The following is a 14820-nucleotide window of genomic DNA, read 5'->3' on the forward strand; positions in this document are numbered from 1 at the left end:
AAGTCCATCGCGAGCAAGCTCGCTCCTACAACTTGCTCTGCCCCGTCACCACCAGCGGTATCTCTGCACGACGCAAGTCCAGGGCCGGCAATTTCACAGGCTGGCTCAAGCCCTGCAACACCCTGGCATCGTAATCATAAATATCGGGCTTGAACGTCACTCGTCCGTCATTGCTCAGGTCCACGGTCCAATAGGCCAACAGCACCGGCACTTTCACCGGTAGCACGATGTTCTCGGTCCTGCCATTGGCCAACTGCTTCTGAATGCCGGCGCTGTTCCAGCGCACCGGATCGTTGAACAACAACTCGACCAGTTGCAACGGGTTTTCCACGCGAATGCAGCCTGAACTGGTGGCCCGAACGGTTTTCGCAAACAGCTCGCGGTGCGGCGTGTCATGCAGGTAAATCGCATAGTCGTTGGGGAAGCGGATCACCACCTGCCCCAGCGAACTGTCGGGCCCGGCATCCTGACGCAGATGGATGCCACGCGGGTTGCTCCAGTCAACGCTCGACGGACTGAGCTCATTGCCTTCGCGATCAAACACGCGAATCCGATTGGCCGCCAGATAGCCCGGATCGTTCTGGACTTTCGGAATCACGTCCTGCTTGAGGATGGTCGGCGGCACGGTCCAGGTCGGGTTGAACGTGATGTAAGTGATTTCGGCCTGGAACACCGGCGTACTGCGCACCGGCTTACCAACTTGCACCCGCGAGCGCCAGATCGGCAGGCCGTCGCGGTACATCGCCACCTTGTATCCGGCGATATCGACGATCACGAACGTGCCCTGAAGCTTGTACAACAGCCACCGGGCACGCTCCATGTTGACCCGCACTTGATCGATCCGCGCCTCGACCGGCACGTTCAGCGCCGCCAGCGTCGCCGCCCCCGCCACGCCATCGGCCCCCAGGTATTGCTCGGCCTGGTACTTCTTCACCGCGGCAATGACCTTGTCGTCGTAACCGGCTTTTTTCGACAAGTGCGGGCTCAGGTAACCGCCCGCCGCCAGACGCGCACGCAATTGGGTGACCGCCACCCCGTCCATACCAGGCTTGAGCGATTGCCCTTCGGTGACTTTCGGCCAGCCGCCCGCATCACGGACCTGGCGCAACCGGGCCAGCCCCTCACGCAAGTTGCGGTAAATCTCTTCCTGAGGAGGCGCCTCGGCGAATGCGCGTGCCACGTCATGGCCATCGAGCGCAGCGAACAGTTTGTTCATGTCCTCGCGGGCATCGCCACCAGCGGGGTCGAAATTCCAGTGAATATCCAGCCGCGACGGATCGACCTTGCCCCGTCGCAGTTGCAGCAGTGCGGTGATGAACGTGCGGGTGGCCGCCATGTCGAACATTGCCCGTTGCGCCGTGGAAGGCACGGCGGCCACCAGCGATTCATGGGCCTGGGCCAGTTCGGAGATGCGAAAATCCGCCGGGTTCAGGCCGTCGATCCGGGTGTCTTCGAGGCTCTTGAGTAACTGGGCCACATCACGGTCATCCGTCCACGCCGCGCGATAGTTGCGATGCATATAGAAATCCAGCACCACCCGGCTGACATCCACACGCTGATGGCGCCTGGACGTGAGCAACGGCGGAAAGGCCGAACGCAGCGGTTCCAGCGTCGCCTGAATCGCTTGGCCGACCGTGTCGTCGGGTGCCGCGGCATCGATTACGCTGCTCGCCGCAGATACCGGCTCAATCGGCGAAGTTTGCCCAATCGTCGCACCGCTGATCAGGAAGCCCATAAAAAACAGGCGGCTTATGACGAATGACCTTGTTAATTGCACCATGGATAATCCTTAATCCCCCGTTTCAAGCGGCCAACTTTCCGCTCGCTGCTAGACTCGAAATTATCATGATGAGACCCGACTATGGCGCTAAACCGCTTTGGCCCTTTATTTGCCATTTTACTGACGTGCCTTTCAGTAACGTCAGCCTACGCCGATTCGCTTGAAAACGCGCTGGTCAAAGCAGCTCCTGGCGCCGACGCCAAAGTGATTGCCCTTGCCGTTCGCGCCACTCAATGCAGCCGTGCCCAGGGTATCGCCCCAGCCCAAAGGCTGGCAGTGATCGATTACTCCCTGCCGTCGACCGAACAACGCCTGTGGGTCTTCGACCTTAAACGACGCAAGTTGCTGTTTCACGAACTGGTCGCCCATGGCCGCAACAGCGGCGAAAACATGGCCACGCTGTTCTCCAACCGGAACGAAAGCTACGCCACCAGCCTCGGCCTGTTCCGCACACAAGAAAGCTACCTCGGCCAGAACGGTTACTCGCTGCGCATGGAAGGCCTGGAGCCCGGCTTCAACGATAATGCCTATGACCGGGCCATCGTCATTCACGGCGCGCCCTATGTCAGCCCGGTGCTGGCCCGCGCCAACGGCCGGATCGGCCGCAGCCTGGGTTGCCCGGCCGTGAGACCGGCGATTGCCCATCGGCTGATCGATTCGATGAAAGACGGGCAGTTGTTGTTTTCCTACTACCCGGACCAGCGCTGGCTGAAATCGTCGTCCTATATCAACTGCGGCGGCGACACTGTGGCCTCAAGGGAAAAGTCCACTTCACGCCAGTAGGCAACGCCCCCACCTGTCAAAACTGTAATCCCCGCCTCAGCCTGCTGAAAGGCACCGCCCGCTAGCCTCGTCGACAAGTTCAACAGGCTGACGGGCGGAACACACGGCATGCACTCCCACACTACAAGACGCACCTTCGTCAAAGGGCTGGCCATCGGCGGGCTCTTCGGCGGCCTCGGGTTATGGCGCACGCCGGTCTGGGCGCTCAGCAGTCCCGGCGAACCGCAGGTGTTGGCCGGTAACGATTTCGACCTGTTCATCGGCGAATCCCCGGTCAACTTCACCGGGCACCCACGCACCGCCATGACCATCAACGGCGGCATTCCCGGTCCACTGCTGCGCTGGCGCGAAGGCGATACGGTGACGTTGCGGGTGCGCAACAGGCTCAAGGACAGCACGTCCATTCACTGGCACGGCATCCTGCTGCCGGCCAACATGGACGGCGTGCCGGGGCTGAGCTTCAAGGGCATCGAGCCGGGCGGCCTGTACGTCTACCAGTTCACCGTGCGGCAGAACGGCACCTACTGGTATCACAGCCACTCGGGGTTTCAGGAGCAATCCGGCGTCTACGGTCCGCTGGTGATCGACGCCAAAGACCCGGAGCCATTCCAGTACGACCGCGACTACGTGGTGATGCTCAGCGACTGGACCGACGAAGACCCGGTCGGCCTGATGAAGACCCTGAAAAAACAGTCCGATTACTACAACTTCAACAAGCGCACCGTGGGCGACTTCATCCACGATGTCAGCGAAAAAGGCTGGGGGCCGACCGTCGCCGACCGCACGATGTGGGCCGGGATGAAGATGAACCCCACTGACCTGGCGGACGTCGGCGGCGCCACTTACACCTACCTGATGAACGGCCAGGCGCCGGACATGAACTGGACCGGGGTGTTCCGCCCGGGGGAAAAGCTGCGGCTGCGCTTCATCAACGGCTCGGCCATGACCTACTTCGACGTGCGCATCCCCGGCCTGAAAATGACCGTGGTCGCCGCCGATGGCCTCCACGTCAAACCGGTGAGCGTCGACGAGTTTCGCATTGCCGTGGCGGAAACCTTCGACGTTATCGTCGAGCCCACCGAAGCGGCCTACACCCTGTTCGCCCAGGCGATGGATCGCACCGGCTACGCACGCGGCACCCTCGCGGTGAAGGCAGGACTGGTTGCGCCGCTGCCACCACTGGACCCGCGCCCCCTGGTGACCATGGATGACATGGGCATGGGCGGCATGGACCACGGCAGCATGGCGGGCATGGATCACAGCAACATGGCCATGGGCGACATGCCCGGCATGCAGGCCCACCCGGCCTCGGAAACCGACAACCCGCTGGTGGACATGCAAGCCATGTCCACCTCAGCGAAGCTCGACGATCCCGGCATGGGCCTGCGCAACAACGGTCGTCGCGTCCTCACCTATTCCGACCTGCGCAGCACCTTCGAAGACCCGGACGGCCGCGAACCCGGTCGCACCCTGGAACTGCACCTGACCGGGCACATGGAAAAATTCGCCTGGTCGTTCAACGGCGTGAAGTTCTCCGATGCACAGCCACTGCGCCTCAAGTACGGCGAGCGACTGCGGATCGTGCTGGTCAACGACACGATGATGATGCACCCCATCCACCTGCACGGCCTGTGGAGCGATCTCGAAGACGAGAACGGCCAGTTCATGGTGCGCAAACACACCATCGACATGCCACCGGGGTCCCGGCGCAGCTATCGGGTCACTGCCGACGCGCTCGGCCGCTGGGCTTATCACTGCCATCTCCTGTACCACATGGAAATGGGCATGTTCCGTGAAGTTCGCGTGGAAGAATGAGGCGCACCCCATGATTCGATTCACCCCGTTTTTTTTCGCCCTCGTGACCTCGGCGGCGATGGCTGCCAGCGATGACATGCAGGGCATGGATCACAGCCAGATGGACCACGGCCAGATGCAAGGCATGGACGAAGGCCAGATGCAGCCCGCCGCGCCCAGTGAAAGTCGTACGCCGATCCCGGTGCTGACCGATGCCGATCGCGCTGCGGTTTATGCCGATCCCGCCGGTCACCACGTACATGACAGCACACTCAATTCATTTTTCCTCGCCGACAAACTGGAATGGCAGGACGCCGATAACGGCAGCACCCTGGCCTGGGATTTGTCCGGCTGGATTGGCGGCGACATTGATCGCCTGTGGCTGCGTTCCGAAGGCGAACGCAGCAACGGCGTGACCGAAGACGCGGAAATCCAGGCCCTGTGGGGCCACGCCATTTCCCCGTGGTGGGACGTCGTCAGCGGCGTGCGCCAGGACTTCAAACCCGGTGCCCCGCAAACCTGGGCCGCGCTCGGCGTGCAAGGCATGGCGCTGTACAACTTCGAAGCCCAAGCCACAGCCTTCATTGGCGAAGGCGGCCAGAGCGCCGTGCGGCTGGAAGGCGACTACGACATCCTGCTGACCAATCGGCTGATCCTGCAGCCGACCGTCGAACTCAACGCCTACGGCAAAAACGACCCGCAACGTGGCATCGGCGCGGGGCTGTCCAACACCGAAGCCGGCCTGCGCCTGCGCTACGAAATCCGCCGGGAAATCGCGCCCTACCTCGGCGTCACCTGGAACCGCACCTACGGCAACACCGCCGACTTTGCCAACGACGAAGGCGAGGACCGCAGCGAAGCACGCCTGGTACTCGGTATTCGACTGTGGTTCTGAACAGATTCACCTCAAACCAATAACAACCGCTTCAAGCGGTAAAGGACCTTGCATGCGCCTCATCAAACCCACCACCGTCGTTACCGCGCTGATCACCGGCCTGCTCATGAGCACCCTCGCTCAAGCCCATCCCAAACTGCTCTCCTCCACCCCGGCGGAAGGTGTAGAAGGTGCGTCACCCGACAAGATCGAACTGCACTTTTCCGAAAACCTCGTCACTCAGTTTTCCGGCGCCAAACTGCTGATGACCGAAATGTCCGGCATGGCCCATGCCCCGATGCCGGTCAAGGCCAAAGTCAGCGGCGGCAGTGATCCGAAGACCATGTTCATCATGCCGGCAGCACCCTTGACTGCCGGCACTTACAAGGTCGAATGGCGCGCGGTGTCGTCGGACACCCACCCGATCACCGGTAACGTCACCTTCAAAGTGAAATGATCGATGAGCGACTCGGCCAATGTCGTGCTGCGGTTTGTGTTGTATGTGGATTTGATGCTGTTGTGTGGTAGTGGAATTGGCCGTTGCGGTGTTTATTGTGGAGTGGGTGGCGTGGTTGAGGCGGTTGATTTTTCACACCCGAGAAAGTTTCACTACACTCCCCGCTTCAAAACCACTCCAGCACAAAAGCCCGATAACAATGAAAAACAGCAAAAGAGCAATGATGCTCGGCGGCTTGCTCGCACTCGCCCTTGGCGCCCAGGCAGAACCTTCGCATCTGGACAGCGTCATGCAGCAGGGGCAACTGCGCGTTTGCACCACCGGCGACTATAAGCCCTACACCCTCAAAGCCGAGGACGGCGAGTATTCCGGCATCGACATTGCCATGGCCCACGCCCTGGCCGACAGCCTTGGCGTCAAGGTCGAGTGGGTGCCCACCACCTGGAAAACCCTGATGCCAGACATGCTCGCCGGCAAGTGCGACATCGCCATGGGCGGCATCTCGGTCACCCTGGAACGGCAGAAAAAAGCCTTCTTCAGCACCACCCTGGGCGTCGACGGCAAAATCCCCTTGGTGCGCTGCGAAGACGAGGCGCTGTACCAGACCATCGAGCAGATCAACCAACCCTCGGTTCGCCTGGTCGAACCTGCCGGCGGCACCAATGAAGCGTTCGTCCACGCCTACCTGCCCCAGGCGCAACTGCAGCTTCGCGACAACATCAGCATTTTTCAGGAACTGCTGGATAAAAAGGCCGACGTGATGATCACCGATGCATCGGAGGCGCTGTATCAGCAGAAGCTCAAACCGGGCCTGTGTGCGGTCAACCCGACGCACTACATGCAATACGGCGAAAAAGCCTACCTGCTGCCCCGCGATGACATCACCTGGAAACAGTACGTCGACCAGTGGCTGCACCTGGCCAAGGCGACGGGCAACTACCAGAAGATTCTGCGGCAGTGGCTGGCGGTGCCTGACGCGAAATAACCGATTGTTGTTTCCCGCACAAAAACGGGCGCCCCCAAAGGAGCGCCCTTCTTCATTGCGCTTCGCGTATCAGTCGTCGTGCAGCAAACCCGAGCTGTATTCGCCGAAGCTATTGCCGAGCGCGCTGCCATGGAAATTCATCTTGCCGGGGTTGCTGCCGGTTGGCCCCGGACCAAAGCCGGCTGGCTGCACGGAGTCGGTCGAATAATCGCTATGGGCGCTCACACCCGAACAGGCGCTCAACAACAAAGCACCGGCGATCAGCGAGACTTTGACGAGGTTTGCGATCATTTTTTTATTCCTGTGGGTTGAGGCGCGGGGACGTGATCTTTGGTGGTCATCCTATGCCTCGTCTGTGCCAGGGATCATGAAATTTCGTGGGGAGACAGCGTCAGTTCAGGTTGCACCTGTACTTTGGCGTATCCCGACTCCCCCAAACCCCACAAGCCCCATTCCTGATAAACTCCCCCACCTCCCAGCCTCACCGATTCCAGATCCCCCATGTCCGTAACCACCGCAACACCCGCCCCGCTTTCCCGTCGTTTCTCCGTCGCGCCCATGATGGATTGGATCGATTAACGACAAAGCCCCCCAAAAACAAAGGCTTGCAGAAAACTTAGATTTCAGCTGTACCAATTCTGTACCACCACACTTCTCAACTGACCTTTCTACTGCGGAAGTGTCTACACCTGGCAGTTAAGGCGAAGAGCGGCGTTGGAACTAGCACAAATAAGTCAGCAAAGTAGCTCCCGATAGACGTCTCCCTACCGCAATCGTCTGCTCCAGGTCGACTGCTGCCGGTCGACCATAACGAAATCTCACCTTCCCCTCTTTCCCTACATGAAGTTCTGAAACTGCTACGCTCCCCCCCCTGTTCAAGGAGGAATTACGATGCCAAATTCAGACCTGCTCCCTTCCCTTCTGTACAAGATCAACGAAAACCAGCTCGCCCTGGAAGCAGCCATCATGGAGCTTACTCTGTGGGTGGAGCAGCGCGGGTCTGGGGATGTCGCCAATAACATCCGTGGCGCCCTGGGTGCGATCGACCGTAACGAAGAGTTCATCAAGCTGACACTTGCAGTGCTCATGACACCTGAGTGACTGCGATCGACCGACTGCAGGTCATAAGCAGTTTTTCAACAGGTAACGAGTAATTTCATGATTTCCGTACAACCGGGTAGCAATCAGCCGCCAGCTCCCTTATTCTACGATCACGTCATTTTTTGGCAAGATCCACGCCTAAGGAAAACCATCACATGATTCACTCATTCGGCGCTAACAACTACTTCTCCTTTAAAGATGGCTTTCAGGTATCCCTTGAGTTCAACTCCAAAGTACCCAAAAATGTATCTAACTCACGTAAAGTTTCAACCATTCTTGGTATCAAAGGCGCAAACGCATCGGGGAAAAGCAATATCCTCAAATGCTTACAGTTCCTAACACACTTCATAACAAGATCTTTTAAACATGAAATCGACGACCCGATAATTATAAGTCCATATTTCAACAGTACTGAACCGTCAGACTTCTATATAGATTTCGAAAGTAACGGCATCAAATACACTTACGAGCTATCAGCAACGAAAGAACATGTAACTCGCGAAGCAATTTACAAGAAAATCTCTCGAAAGACGTTGATAATAGAACGAAAGCTAGATGCTATTAAGCACAAGACGGCGGAGTACGCAGCATTAGACTTGATAACCCTGAAAAAAAACGCATCAATAATTGACACCGCAATTCAATACAACCTAAAAGACATTGGTGAAGATCTTTCAAATATACATGATTTTTTCAAAAAATTCAGAGGCAATATAAGCTCTCTTGGGCTGATGGATGATACGACTTTATACAATTACAGCAGCATTAGTGAATACTATTACAAGTTTCCAGCCGCATTAGAGTTCGCAAAGAAAATAATCTTGGACTCTGACCTAGGCATAAAAGATATAGTAATACATGAATCAACAAAACCTGATACGGGAGAACTGAGATACTTCCCCATATTTCACCATGATCATGACTTACTCAATGATAATTCCAACTGGCTAACCTATTGGGAGGAATCAGACGGAACAACCGCACTTTATCGTCGACTTTACCAATATTGGGCTGTTCTTAGCATCGGTGGTGTTCTACTCATGGACGAATTCGACACAAACTACCATCCCGCTCTCCTGCCCCAAATATTGAACTTGTTTCTGAATGAAGACACAAATCCTAAAGGTGCGCAATTTTTGTTTACGTCGCACAATTTGGAAATAATGGACTACCTGGGGAAATACAGAACCTATTTAGTATCCAAAGAAAACGGAGAAAGCTTTTGTTACCGCCTCGATGAAATCCCCGGAGACATCATCAGAAATGACAGACCCATTTCAACTTTGTATAGAGAAGGAAAACTTGGGGGCATTCCGAAGGTATGAAAAAATTCAAGAACAACCCTCGGAAAATGAGTTTCATTGAACAATTTCCAGAAACCAGTGTAGCGACCAGCGATATTCAAACAAGATGCAAATTTAATTTTTCTTTTTTTGATGACTCCCAAAAATGCGGTTCAAGCTTTATAGGATTGGAAGCTGGAGTATTGGCAGAGATTGCAGACAAAATTAAATCGTATACCCGAAACGATTTAAACTATTGGCGTAATCAACGCTGCGGCGGACACGGTTTAAAAATCCTTGCAGACTACGATTCATTCCCAGTGAAAAGCAATTTCACGTATCCAAAATTTGTTCCTAACGATGTGAATTGGTGCCGATTTAGAATGGAAAACCTTTCGAGATTAATTGGTTTCACCATACCTGCCACCTATGTGGATAGATCAATACCGGGGCATTTGACCTATGACCCCAATACTTTCTATCTGGTATTCATTGACTTAGAACACAACTTTTACCTGACGGAAAAAAAATAACGACAGCAATTATTTGGTCCACCAGCGCATATCTGGGAGATATCTCCTCAGGCAACCAAATAAAACGACCACAGCTTATCCACTAACTTCTTCAAACACCTCGTTACCAGTTTCCAAAGCTGATAACGAGGGTACGATTCCCTTCATCCGTTCCACTGTTTTCAAGGCCTCCAGCGGTGCATGTACATGACTGCAATCAGTTGGGGGCCGTTTTGGGAGACGTTCCACTTGGAAGATCCGACGAACCCAGTAAGTCATCCCCCCGAAAGGCTGGATATAAGCACCAAGCATTTCGTCCTCGCTGAAAAGCACTTAAACGACGACCTCGATGAGTCCACGCTCATTCTGAAAACCCATTTGCTTCTGGAGGAACTACTGCGTGACTTTTGTGAGTCATCCGTTAGTAATCCAAAGTACTTGAGGGACGCCCGTCTTTCCTTCAAGCAGGTTTTATTGCTCGTCCGCTCCATGGTGCCTGTGAAGTCACACCCCTCAGAGTGGGTATGGGGTTCGATAGGACACTTGAATACCATGCGCAACCTAATGGCCCACGCCATCGAACCTGATGAAGTTAAATACGGAAACTGCCGGACAGCGATCATGCAAGCAGTGAGCTCGGCTTTTCCGGGCCCTGGAGCTGAAGCTCCTACCTTTCACGAATCCCTCTCCTATATGTACGGGCTGATCGGAGGCTTGCTCCAGGGCTTTCTCGACGCAAAGATGTGTGACACCAGGCGAGTTGAAGCCTTTTGAAGCTGAATGACTTTGTGACTCTCCGTGCCTCTACATGTACCAATCTTAAAATCTGTGGGGGCCCGAAAAAACGTAATATTAGTAATATCCCCTCCTGAAAACAGCCACAGCCCTTGTAGATCAAGGCCTCCAGCTTTTTTGGAAAGAGCGATATTTAAGCGATAGGAAGGCGATACTATTACCTTTCTTAAAAGCTATATTTCTATTCCTTAAAACCCAATGAATCCCGGGGTTTGACAGAAATATTACTTTTCATATCGCTTCATATTACCTTCCCTTGTAATACCGAGAGCCCAGTAAAGCCGGGGCCTCCAGCCCCATTGCCACCTCCGTATAGCTGATATCGCTCTTTTTAAAACGACCACCCTCCCCTTAAGAATCAATCTCAATAAAATGACATTTTTTCATAGGGCCTTGGTCGACTGCATAAAGGCGAACCAGGCTGCGGATCGTGTTCAGCTCTGTGAAATCCATTAAATTCCCTACAGCCCCCGCCTGTCATGGCTTGCAGAGAATTCAGCCGCACTTCGCATACCATCAATCTCTGCTCAAAAAAGATCGCGCACGTTTTTGAAAACCCTCCGAAAACTTTGTTTAAAACTTTCCACCCAATGAAACCGGGGCCTCCATCGCGCCCCCCGTCCGTGACAGCCCTGAGCGCCGCTGCGCAACCTCGCTGCATTTCCCTTCAATACTTTGCACTCTGTGCAATGGCCGATCCCCTGCCGAGCCCCATGGCCCGCCTGGGCTGCAGGTTCGTTTGCACTACATCCAGATTTGCACAAAAAAAGGACGCAAGGCCCGTCGGCGGGAGGGGGAAAAGTGCGTTCCTTGCTGCGCTTTCTTCGCGCAAGAGTTTTTCAAGTGAAGAGAAGGCACATGGGGGCGTGCGCTGCCCTAGCGCCAGCAGCAGCCAGTGCAGTCACGTAAATAGTGGAAATGTTGGCACAACACGACCTTTCTAATTGACCCCTAAAGGGTCAATATAGCTTCCAAGGGGGACGCAGAAGGCGCCGCCCAAACCAAGGAAGCCAGATGGACCTAGATGAAAAAGCCTACCTCGAACTGGATAAGCTCCAGTTAGAAAATCGGAAGTTAGTAGCAGAGACCCGCAAGCTAATCGCCGAAGAACAGAAGTTGAGACGGGAAGGAATGTTTTACCCGCTACTGGTTGGAGCGGCCCTGATTACCGCGGTAGTTTCCCTGATCAACCTGCTAAACAAACCCTGAGTCACCGGCCCCGAACATCGGGGCCAACCCTCTCGGCCTTGAGCTTTACCGGGAATCAGTCCAAATTACCCAAAAGGGCCGCGATAGGCGCGCCTGCCAACCCCTTACGAGGATGAACGATGAACCACAGCCACAAGACGCCGATCAAGCCGATGGCCGATGAGATTGCCGCCCTGGACAAGCTCCTGAGCAAGAAGCCCACCTACGGCTTCGTGCCGTTCTTCATCGGTGCCGCCTGCGCCGGTGTGGTGTTCATGGCTTACACCTATATCTCGCACCTGTAACCGACCTTCTCCAGTTTTGCCCCAATGTGTTGGGGCTTTCGGACTTTCAATGAAACGAATTCAACACTATGGACCGCCCACAGCGGAAGATTTGGCGCGCCTGAAAATCGAACTGGGGTTCACCAGTCCACAGATGGCGGATCTGGCCGGGTTGGGGAAAGGGTCGCAGTGGCGCAAGTACACGGGCCGCACTGAGGACCGCGTGATGGGCATGCACATGCACTTCTACATGGCGGCCCTGCTAACGCTGAGTGAGGACGAACTGTCCCGTGTCGTCGCCACCATGCGCGCGCAGGGGGCTGACGTTGAGTTAGGTCCACTACCAGCCGGGCCGCCATCTTTGGCTCAAGCGTAGGAAATTGCGAGAGCGCCCCCTTGAGTTCCGCAGCAACCGGCTGGAAACCTTTGAATGGTCACGCTGGTACTGAATCACGTAGTCATGCGATGCTGCATTCAAGATGCTTGGCTAACTATAAACTAAAAGGAAGTTTAACTTGAGCCTGTATTCCAACCTCAAAACTGCAAAAACCGAAGAAGATGTCAAGGATGCCTACATAAAAGCATTAGGTCTCAAAAGTTTCACCAAAGGCTTGATTGACATACAAACCAAAGAGATGTGGTTCGAGGCGAAGGACACTGGAAAAAATTCATGCTACGCAATGTTTACCCAGTTATTACACTATGTTCAATTTGCTTTGGACAAAGGTGAAACTGTTCCTCCATTTCTTGCCGTTATAGATACTGAAAAGGCCGCGCTGATGAAACTCAGCGACGTCTTACCGTTCCTTAAAAAGAAAACTGTTAAGTGGGGAAAATCTGCAAGCCAGTATACTCAAGAAGCACTGGATGAAATATCTGCTCATATTGGCACGCACTTTGTATCTTTTAAGATATCTACTCATGAAGACGAGTTTATAAGCACCGCGAAGGAGGCTATCAAATCTGGAGACATAATTCGTATACAAATCACTCCAGACAACCTTAAGCAGGTGTTCGACAAGTGGGTCTCCATGATTGGCGATGAACTCTCAGGAGTAGAGCCTGAAGATTACGCGCTCCTCTTCTTTGCAGACATAATGCACGACGGCACTATATCCACGCATTCAAATCTACCAGCAGAATTGCTTCATAAAAACGGCGCCCCCATATTTAGTCTCGCTGGAAAATACTACGAACTCGGCAACCAAGACGGATATAGAGAGTTCTGGGCAATTTATCACAAACCCCCTAAATCCGAATATAGAGATTACCTGCTTGAACGTCGCGACAGCCTTATTCCTTTAAATGAGCGCAGTTTTAAGGGCGCTTTCTATACCCCTCTTCATGTGGTTGACAAGGCGTATGACCAACTATCAGAGTCGTTAGGGAAAAATTGGCAAAAAGAATACGTAGTTTGGGATATGTGCTGTGGCGTAGGGAACTTGGAGGTAAAGCACAGCAACCACCGCAATATTTACATGTCTACTCTAGATCAAGCCGACATTGACGTAATGAGAGCTACCAAAACCTGCGCAGCCGCAATCAGGTTCCAATATGACTATCTTAATGACGACATTACTGATAGCGGTGAAATTGATTACAACCTTACCAACAAGCTACCCAATACACTGCGAAAATCTATCGCGGATGGGAAAAAGTTGTTGGTACTAATTAACCCTCCCTACGGCGAAACTGGTGCTGGAGTCGGGCAGGGCAATAAGAATAAAGTTGGGGTCGAGCAGACTCGCATAAATGCAATAATGACGAAAGAAGGGTATGCTAGCAAAGAACTATTCGTGCAATTTTTGACTCGCATATCGAAAGAGCTTCCCAATGCCACGCTGGCAATGTTCAGTACAATGAAATACGTCAACTCACCAAATTTTGAAAAGTTTCGTAACCATTGGAATTCGCAGTATCTGGGTGGATTCGTTGTGCATAGCAAGGCCTTCGATGGCATAAAAGGTGATTTTCCTATTGGTTTTCTAATCTGGGAAACCAATCAGCACGCAACGACGAAGACACCAATAGTTGATCTGCCGGTTGAAGTTCTGGATAAAAAAGGGAACCAAATCGGCGCAAAGAAATACTACAACTTGCCCAACAATACATTTCTCAACGCATGGATTAAAAAGCCTAAAACCAACAAAAATCTCGCTTTACCACTATCAAATGCTGTCACTGTTTCTAAAAATCCGCGAATGAAAACATCGTGCGATGATATGCTTGGCTATCTCTACGCAAGCAATAATGATTTGCAGCACGCTGCAATCGAAACCTGCATTACTTCATCGATTTACACGGGCGGGAATGGCGGCGGCCTATATATTACCGAAGACAATCTCTGGCAGGTTGCTGTAGTTTTTTCTATGCGACGAGTAGTGAAACCGACTTGGCTGAATGACAGGGACCAGTTTTTGCAGCCAACAGAGTTTCTCACTGAAGAATTCAAGAATGATTGTTTAGTCTGGATGCTTTTCAATAACTACAACCTCACCGCCGGGGCGGATAATATTGAATGGAATGAAAAAAAATGGTCTCTAGTTAATCACTTTATTCCCTTCTCCGAAGCAGAAGTCGGCGCAACTGACCGATTTGAGTCGGATTTCATGGTTCGGTACCTAGACGGCAAGATCCTCTCGAGTGAAGCAGTGGCAGTGTTAGATTGCGGCCGCGAGATCTGGAAGAGCTATTTTTCCTATGTGGACGTTCGTGCCGTGCGTGACGCCTACAAGCTAAATAGGTCGGACGTGGGGTGGTATCAAATACGAAAAGCTTTAAAGGAGCGTAGTCGAAGCAGCCACAATGTTCCTGTTAGCCTCATCCCCTTTGAGCAGTCTTACCATGCACTAAGCAATAAATTACTCTCCCAGGTTTATGCGCTTGGTTTTTTACGTCAGTACTAGTCTAGGTAATTTCGACCTCCGGGAGCAGCGGTAAGTTTGTCTCGGAGACTGCAGCCTTCGATAAGAAGGCTGCTTTAT

At 53.5% G+C, this 14820-nt stretch carries 15 protein-coding genes; 13 read left to right on the forward strand and 2 right to left on the reverse strand.

Annotated elements, in window-relative coordinates; genetic code table 11:
* Positions 1–25 precede the first annotated feature (25 nt).
* Positions 26–1780 carry a L,D-transpeptidase family protein gene (locus ACEN8E_RS19815; RefSeq protein ID WP_495589544.1) on the reverse strand — a complete coding sequence of 585 codons (1755 nt, stop codon included), beginning with the start codon at positions 1778–1780 and terminating at the stop codon, positions 26–28.
* 81 nt (positions 1781–1861) lie between these two features.
* Here ACEN8E_RS19815 and ACEN8E_RS19820 point away from each other — a divergent pair, with 81 nt between their 5' ends.
* The 5 genes from ACEN8E_RS19820 to ACEN8E_RS19840 all read left to right on the forward strand — a co-directional run bounded on the left by ACEN8E_RS19820 (position 1862) and on the right by ACEN8E_RS19840 (position 6673).
* Positions 1862–2563 (forward strand): murein L,D-transpeptidase catalytic domain family protein, encoded by a 702-nt coding sequence (locus ACEN8E_RS19820; RefSeq protein WP_495589545.1) that lies wholly within the window; start codon positions 1862–1864, stop codon positions 2561–2563.
* Between the two features lie 108 nt (positions 2564–2671).
* A complete protein-coding gene (locus tag ACEN8E_RS19825; protein WP_495589546.1) occupies positions 2672–4378 on the forward strand; it encodes a copper resistance system multicopper oxidase in 1707 nt (568 codons plus the stop codon).
* Positions 4379–4388: 10 nt separating this feature from the next.
* Positions 4389–5252 carry a copper resistance protein B gene (locus ACEN8E_RS19830; RefSeq protein ID WP_495589547.1) on the forward strand — a complete coding sequence of 288 codons (864 nt, stop codon included), beginning with the start codon at positions 4389–4391 and terminating at the stop codon, positions 5250–5252.
* A gap of 52 nt (positions 5253–5304) precedes the next feature.
* The gene (copC, locus tag ACEN8E_RS19835; RefSeq protein WP_495589548.1) at positions 5305–5688 is read left to right on the forward strand and encodes a copper homeostasis periplasmic binding protein CopC; all 384 of its coding nucleotides are present in this window, start codon (positions 5305–5307) and stop codon (positions 5686–5688) included.
* A 223-nt stretch (positions 5689–5911) separates the two neighbouring features.
* On the forward strand, positions 5912–6673 hold the full coding sequence (locus tag ACEN8E_RS19840; protein ID WP_495593358.1) for a transporter substrate-binding domain-containing protein: 762 nt from the start codon (positions 5912–5914) through the stop codon (positions 6671–6673).
* A gap of 69 nt (positions 6674–6742) precedes the next feature.
* Here ACEN8E_RS19840 and ACEN8E_RS19845 read toward each other — a convergent pair whose 3' ends face one another.
* Complete coding sequence (locus ACEN8E_RS19845; RefSeq protein WP_495589549.1) at positions 6743–6964, reverse strand: hypothetical protein; 222 nt, start codon at positions 6962–6964, stop codon at positions 6743–6745.
* Between the two features lie 600 nt (positions 6965–7564).
* Here ACEN8E_RS19845 and ACEN8E_RS19850 point away from each other — a divergent pair.
* The 8 genes from ACEN8E_RS19850 (at position 7565) to ACEN8E_RS19885 (ending at position 14742) form a co-directional block, all read left to right on the forward strand.
* Entirely contained in the window at positions 7565–7774 is a 210-nt protein-coding gene (locus ACEN8E_RS19850) for a hypothetical protein (RefSeq protein WP_495589550.1), read from the forward strand.
* Positions 7775–7929: 155 nt separating this feature from the next.
* Positions 7930–9099, forward strand: coding sequence for an AAA family ATPase (locus ACEN8E_RS19855; protein ID WP_495589551.1), 1170 nt, complete (start codon positions 7930–7932; stop codon positions 9097–9099).
* Positions 9096–9590 carry a hypothetical protein gene (locus ACEN8E_RS19860; protein WP_495589552.1) on the forward strand — a complete coding sequence of 165 codons (495 nt, stop codon included), beginning with the start codon at positions 9096–9098 and terminating at the stop codon, positions 9588–9590. Before ACEN8E_RS19855 ends, ACEN8E_RS19860 begins: the two co-directional genes overlap by 4 nt.
* 186 nt (positions 9591–9776) lie before the next feature.
* A complete protein-coding gene (locus ACEN8E_RS19865; protein ID WP_495589553.1) occupies positions 9777–10343 on the forward strand; it encodes a hypothetical protein in 567 nt (188 codons plus the stop codon).
* Between the two features lie 1035 nt (positions 10344–11378).
* On the forward strand, positions 11379–11573 hold the full coding sequence (locus tag ACEN8E_RS19870; RefSeq protein ID WP_008048542.1) for a hypothetical protein: 195 nt from the start codon (positions 11379–11381) through the stop codon (positions 11571–11573).
* A 119-nt stretch (positions 11574–11692) separates the two neighbouring features.
* On the forward strand, positions 11693–11857 hold the full coding sequence (locus tag ACEN8E_RS19875; RefSeq protein ID WP_495579982.1) for a hypothetical protein: 165 nt from the start codon (positions 11693–11695) through the stop codon (positions 11855–11857).
* A gap of 49 nt (positions 11858–11906) precedes the next feature.
* Entirely contained in the window at positions 11907–12212 is a 306-nt protein-coding gene (locus ACEN8E_RS19880) for an XRE family transcriptional regulator (RefSeq protein WP_495589554.1), read from the forward strand.
* Between the two features lie 139 nt (positions 12213–12351).
* Positions 12352–14742 carry a hypothetical protein gene (locus ACEN8E_RS19885; protein WP_495589555.1) on the forward strand — a complete coding sequence of 797 codons (2391 nt, stop codon included), beginning with the start codon at positions 12352–12354 and terminating at the stop codon, positions 14740–14742.
* Positions 14743–14820: the final 78 nt, after the last annotated feature.

The sequence above is a fragment of the Pseudomonas sp. Pseusp9 genome (assembly GCF_059491265.1).

Excerpts from the sequence above, each read along its gene's own strand:
- ACEN8E_RS19815 (WP_495589544.1), bottom strand. The coding sequence starts at position 1,780 with ATGGTGCAATTAACAAGGTCATTCGTCATAAGCCGCCTGTTTTTTATG.
- ACEN8E_RS19820 (WP_495589545.1), top strand. The coding sequence starts at position 1,862 with ATGGCGCTAAACCGCTTTGGCCCTTTATTTGCCATTTTACTGACGTGC.
- ACEN8E_RS19825 (WP_495589546.1), top strand. The coding sequence starts at position 2,672 with ATGCACTCCCACACTACAAGACGCACCTTCGTCAAAGGGCTGGCCATC.
- ACEN8E_RS19830 (WP_495589547.1), top strand. The coding sequence starts at position 4,389 with ATGATTCGATTCACCCCGTTTTTTTTCGCCCTCGTGACCTCGGCGGCG.
- copC (WP_495589548.1), top strand. The coding sequence starts at position 5,305 with ATGCGCCTCATCAAACCCACCACCGTCGTTACCGCGCTGATCACCGGC.
- ACEN8E_RS19840 (WP_495593358.1), top strand. The coding sequence starts at position 5,912 with ATGCTCGGCGGCTTGCTCGCACTCGCCCTTGGCGCCCAGGCAGAACCT.
- ACEN8E_RS19845 (WP_495589549.1), bottom strand. The coding sequence starts at position 6,964 with ATGATCGCAAACCTCGTCAAAGTCTCGCTGATCGCCGGTGCTTTGTTG.
- ACEN8E_RS19850 (WP_495589550.1), top strand. The coding sequence starts at position 7,565 with ATGCCAAATTCAGACCTGCTCCCTTCCCTTCTGTACAAGATCAACGAA.
- ACEN8E_RS19855 (WP_495589551.1), top strand. The coding sequence starts at position 7,930 with ATGATTCACTCATTCGGCGCTAACAACTACTTCTCCTTTAAAGATGGC.
- ACEN8E_RS19860 (WP_495589552.1), top strand. The coding sequence starts at position 9,096 with ATGAAAAAATTCAAGAACAACCCTCGGAAAATGAGTTTCATTGAACAA.
- ACEN8E_RS19865 (WP_495589553.1), top strand. The coding sequence starts at position 9,777 with ATGACTGCAATCAGTTGGGGGCCGTTTTGGGAGACGTTCCACTTGGAA.
- ACEN8E_RS19870 (WP_008048542.1), top strand. The coding sequence starts at position 11,379 with ATGGACCTAGATGAAAAAGCCTACCTCGAACTGGATAAGCTCCAGTTA.
- ACEN8E_RS19875 (WP_495579982.1), top strand. The coding sequence starts at position 11,693 with ATGAACCACAGCCACAAGACGCCGATCAAGCCGATGGCCGATGAGATT.
- ACEN8E_RS19880 (WP_495589554.1), top strand. The coding sequence starts at position 11,907 with ATGAAACGAATTCAACACTATGGACCGCCCACAGCGGAAGATTTGGCG.